General features: G+C 40.8%; 4 protein-coding genes. All 4 read left to right on the forward strand.

From position 1 onward, the window contains the following. The first annotated feature begins 153 nt into the window (after positions 1 to 153). The gene (locus tag DD616_RS16510) at positions 154 to 468 is read left to right on the forward strand and encodes a hypothetical protein (protein WP_208871934.1); all 315 of its coding nucleotides are present in this window, start codon (positions 154 to 156) and stop codon (positions 466 to 468) included. A 713-nt stretch (positions 469 to 1,181) separates the two neighbouring features. Beyond that, positions 1,182 to 2,000 (forward strand): hypothetical protein, encoded by an 819-nt coding sequence (locus DD616_RS16520; protein WP_208871935.1) that lies wholly within the window; start codon positions 1,182 to 1,184, stop codon positions 1,998 to 2,000. Between the two features lie 149 nt (positions 2,001 to 2,149). Further along, positions 2,150 to 2,797, forward strand: coding sequence for a TRADD-N-associated membrane domain-containing protein (locus DD616_RS16525; RefSeq protein ID WP_114709450.1), 648 nt, complete (start codon positions 2,150 to 2,152; stop codon positions 2,795 to 2,797). 153 nt (positions 2,798 to 2,950) lie between these two features. After that, complete coding sequence (locus DD616_RS16530; protein ID WP_208871936.1) at positions 2,951 to 3,703, forward strand: SDR family oxidoreductase; 753 nt, start codon at positions 2,951 to 2,953, stop codon at positions 3,701 to 3,703. The last annotated feature ends 100 nt before the right edge of the window (positions 3,704 to 3,803 follow it).

Raw genomic sequence — 3,803 nt, forward strand, 5'->3', positions numbered from 1 at the left:
GCATAACAAACGGTTAAAGATGGACTGCCAACGCGTGGCGGTTTTTGTTCAAATCGGCCTTTGTGATTACGGTCGTTATTTTGAGTTCAGTGTTTTGCGTTGTCAGCCCCTTAACCGGGCGTTAGGCTATTATCGAAAAATAGAGGTCAAGTTATGGCAAAGAAAGCTAGGTTTTTTTTAGTGACGTTGAAGGATGTAGACCGTCAATGGGAGGAAATGATTCCGGCTCAAAGTAGTGATCATGCTCGTACAGAGATGGAGTCACAGTATATTCGAGTTATTGATATACAGTCATACGGCTGGCACGAAGTTGAAGTTTATGACAGCTCTCGTGGTCCTGCATTCTATGTAAAAATTGGGTCCAATGAATTAGATTTTCCTCCTGGTTCGGCTGGTTACAATTATCTGTCTAGTCAGTTTCATGTACAGCATAGAAAAATAATCGACGAGAATTACTCAGATTATTAGCGCTACGGCGCAAGGTTGTAATAAATAGCCTAACAAAGCATTTAAGAGGGACAGCCAACGCGTGGCATTTTTATTATGCGTTGGTTTTTGTGATTACGATGTTATGCGGAAAGTTGGTAGTAGCGTTGGCTGCCCCTTAATGCGGCGTTATGTGTTTGATGAGTTTTTGAGGTTAAATCTACGATTTCATTGAGAATTCGTTCCGTGTTTTCGGCAAGTTGGCTTGCTCGAAATGGATTCTTGAACAACCTGAGATTGATCGTTTTTAAGGTTCTTGGGTTGCCTCAATTGAGTTTTGGATCTGGTTTGTATTGAATTTCGTCAGTTTCAAATCGCTTCAATTGAAATGTCTTTTTGACTGATTTGCTTGCTGATATTCAGCTCTGAAAATCTGGTGAAGCAAAAGGTTTTGTTGTAGCTGAAAGGGCGCTTTCTTTGTTGTTGATTCTGCAAGTGGCTCTCTTTGGCTAAGATCGCTGTGAAATTTAGGTTTTGGTCAGCATCGTTTTTGTACGTAACTTATTCAAATTTCTTCATTTCTACGGTGGTTTACTTTGAATTCACGGTAAAATTCACATAACAAGCAATTCAAGTGGATTCTCAACGCGTGGCAGTTTTACTATGCGTCAGGTAAAGCGTTTTACGGTGTTATGCAGCGGCTTGGTCAGTGCGTTGTTCACCACTTAATTGGGCGTTAGAACTATCTTGGGATTATGAGTAAAGAAATAGGAAAAGTATCTTCACCTAAACAGGTGTTCGAGCACGTGAAGCTTGACTATACGAATATCAGTGTAGGGGCTCATGACAATATTAAATTTGGCTTTAAATTTCAGGTGATGCCTTTTGATTATCTAAGTTATGCTCAAAAAGACATGTCCGAAATAAGTCCTAAAGGTTTAATCAATGCTTTATCCAATGCGAAGCGAAGTATCGATTGTCTAATTGAAGTCGTTTTAAGAAGTTTATCTATAGATCCAAATAATATAGAGAAGAGTGCTTTGGATTTCTGTGCTCACGTACTATCCGAAAAAGAACAAGACATCAAACCTATGAGTCTTAGGTTGTTCTGTGCTTTAGGCTTTGCACCAAGCTTCATGATTTCTGAGGTTAGAAACCTCCGAAATAAAGTTGAGCACGAATTCCATATTCCGGAAGAGTTGGAGGTAGTTAGAGCTCTTGAGGTATCTGAACTACTAATAAACAACGTTAAAGCTAAAGAAATTTTTTCATCAACTATTGATATAAGCGATGTTAAACGGCACGAAAAGGCTGGTGAGGGCTATATTACTGGAGTGTACTTTGAACAAGACTACAAAACTGGTGGTTTCAAATTATCGGGAACCGGAAAATGTGGACTAGAAGTAGAGTATGAGTTCAATGCTAACGAAACAGAGTACTTCTACTTACTTCGAGCAATGTTTGTTGCTGATCATGATAGAGAAAAACTGGTCACTACGATCTATAAGCTATTGGACGTGTTGGATATTGCAACACCTAGAGAATTTAGAAAAGTACGAAGCGTCCATCGGTGATAAATAGTTCTAACAAGCAATTTAAGAGGGATTCACAACGCTTGGCATTTTTGCTTCTACTTCAAATTTAGTGTTTATGGCACAATGCTTTAGGTATGGGTGGTAGCGTTGTTCACCCCTTAATTGGGCGTTAAGCAGCAGGAGATATAATGTCAGTATTAGCTGAATTTGCTTTAAAAGATACAGTAGCAGTTATCACGGCAGGCTTGTCAGTTGCTGTGGCTATTACTTCAATAGTTGGTGCGCTAAAAGCGGGGGTATTGAAGAAAGTACGTTTTGGTGGTTTAGAGTTTGAAGCGCCATCAGAAGAGATGAGTCGCTTTAAAGAAGCATACGAACATAGTCAGAAACAACCTGAAAAAGAAGTGCCCTTTGAAATAGAGCAGTTAGCCAGTTATTACTCACAAATCCTAAGCCAATCGAAAGTCAGCTTTTGGTTCAGTATGATTTTTGCTTCTCTTGGTTTTGCGATAATAGTCATTTCTGCGTTTTTACATACTGAAGGAACAACAACAGCCACTATTGCTCAGTTTACTGCTGGAATTATTATGGACGCAGTCGCTGGTCTATTCTTCGTACAATCAAGGAATGCTCAAAAATCAATGGGGGAATTCTTCGACAAACTGCGCAGTGATAGGTTACACGCAGAGTCAAAGCTGATTACTGAAGCTGTAAAATCACAAGACGCAAAGGACTCGTTGAGGCTGCACCTTGCTCTGCATTACGCTGGTGTTGAAAATCCAGAATCGGTCGCTAAGCATATCACCGAAGAGTGTTTACGTGGAAATGCTGCTTAACAAACGCTTCAAGAGGGACAGCCAACGCGCGGCATTTTTATTATGCGTTGATTTCGGTGGTTATGGTGTTATGCGGAAAGTTAGTAGTAGCGTTGTCTGCCCCTTAAGCGGGCGTTATGCATTACATCAAATTCAGCGTTAAAAGGATGAATAATGAGCGTTCAAAAAGTAGTTGTTATTACTGGCGGTAGCCGAGGGATTGGTGCGGCGACAGCAAAACTTTTTGCTCAAAACGGTTTTTCCGTATGCATAAATTACAAATCTAATGCTGAGGCTGCTAATACTCTCGTTGAAGAAATCAAAGCGTTAGGTGGTGATTGTATTGCGGTTCAAGCTGACGTTTCCAAAGAAAGTGATGTTGTTAAACTGTTTGAAACCGTTGACCAAGAGCTTGGTGTTGTTTCTGTTCTTGTCAACAATGCTGGTATCTTAAAGAAGCAGATGCGCTTAGACGAAATGAGTGCAGAGAGGATTAACTCAATTCTCATCAACAATGTGACAGGTTATTTCTTGTGTTGTCGTGAAACAGTGAAACGAATGTCAACTCGTCATGGTGGTTTCGGTGGTGTCATAGTTAATGTTTCTTCGGGAGCCGCTCGAACAGGTTCACCGAATGAATACATCGATTATGCAGCGTCAAAAGGTGCAATTGACACGTTAACAAAAGGTCTGTCGTTGGAAGTTGCCGCGGAAGGTATCAGAGTTAACTGTGTTCGCCCAGGATTGATTTATACCGATATGCACGCTGACAGTGGAGAGCCTGACCGTATAGAACGACTCAAAAATAAAATCCCAATGCAACGTGGTGGTTTGCCTGATGAAGTCGCTGAGGCAATTTATTGGTTATCGTCTGAAAAATCATCATTTTCCACAGGTAACTTTCTGGATTTAGCCGGTGGTTTGTAATGCATAACAAACGCCTCAAGAGGGACTGTCAACGCGCGGCGTTTCCAGTCCCATTGAGCCGCGGTGGTTTCGGTTGTTGTGTTTGAGTTTAGTGTTATGC

It is taken from the genome of Vibrio anguillarum, assembly GCF_003390515.1.
In the GTDB taxonomy this organism is placed as follows: Bacteria; Pseudomonadota; Gammaproteobacteria; order Enterobacterales; family Vibrionaceae; genus Vibrio; species Vibrio anguillarum.

What these genes read in the sequence shown, in the direction of transcription:
- DD616_RS16510 (WP_208871934.1), top strand. Translation starts at nt 154, where the DNA reads ATGGCAAAGAAAGCTAGGTTTTTTTTAGTGACGTTGAAGGATGTAGAC.
- DD616_RS16520 (WP_208871935.1), top strand. Translation starts at nt 1,182, where the DNA reads ATGAGTAAAGAAATAGGAAAAGTATCTTCACCTAAACAGGTGTTCGAG.
- DD616_RS16525 (WP_114709450.1), top strand. Translation starts at nt 2,150, where the DNA reads ATGTCAGTATTAGCTGAATTTGCTTTAAAAGATACAGTAGCAGTTATC.
- DD616_RS16530 (WP_208871936.1), top strand. Translation starts at nt 2,951, where the DNA reads ATGAGCGTTCAAAAAGTAGTTGTTATTACTGGCGGTAGCCGAGGGATT.